At 40.2% G+C, this 475-nt stretch carries 1 protein-coding gene; it reads right to left on the reverse strand.

Features of this window, described 5'->3' with window-relative positions; genetic code table 11:
- Positions 1 to 61 precede the first annotated feature (61 nt).
- Complete coding sequence (locus BWI92_RS26940) at positions 62 to 397, reverse strand: hypothetical protein (RefSeq protein ID WP_217903521.1); 336 nt, start codon at positions 395 to 397, stop codon at positions 62 to 64.
- Positions 398 to 475 lie beyond the last annotated feature (78 nt).

Raw genomic sequence — 475 nt, forward strand, 5'->3', positions numbered from 1 at the left:
ATAAGACTTGTTTTGGGTAAGCTTTTCATGCATTCGGTCGTAATGCTCTTTGTGAATACTATTATCCACCTTCTGGTTCGCCAGCCCGGTTAAATTTTGTAGCTTTACCACAACATTGTTCTCTAAGTGGACAATCCTTGCAATCTGATTCACTACTTCGATAAGTACGTTTGGTATAGCCTTTGCTGTCTGTCTTTTCACCTTTGTAGGTTAGTATTGCTTGTTTGCCACCCTCTTGCGTACATTGGTAATAGTTTGCCTCTTTATGGTAGGTAAAGCCTGTTCGTTGAGGTTTGTACTGCCCAAAGTTGGGTATCCATGCGTTGATGCCTTTAGCATCCAAATATGCTAAAGCTTCGCCACTGCTATAACCTCCATCAGCTAATATCTCTCCCAATTCAATATCATTGTTCTGATAAATTCCCTTCTGTTAGTTCCAGTAATTTGGGCTAAACATTGACTATCTCGTTTGTCT

The organism is Flectobacillus sp. BAB-3569, from assembly GCF_002270355.1.
In the GTDB taxonomy this organism is placed as follows: Bacteria; Bacteroidota; Bacteroidia; order Cytophagales; family Spirosomataceae; genus Flectobacillus; species Flectobacillus roseus.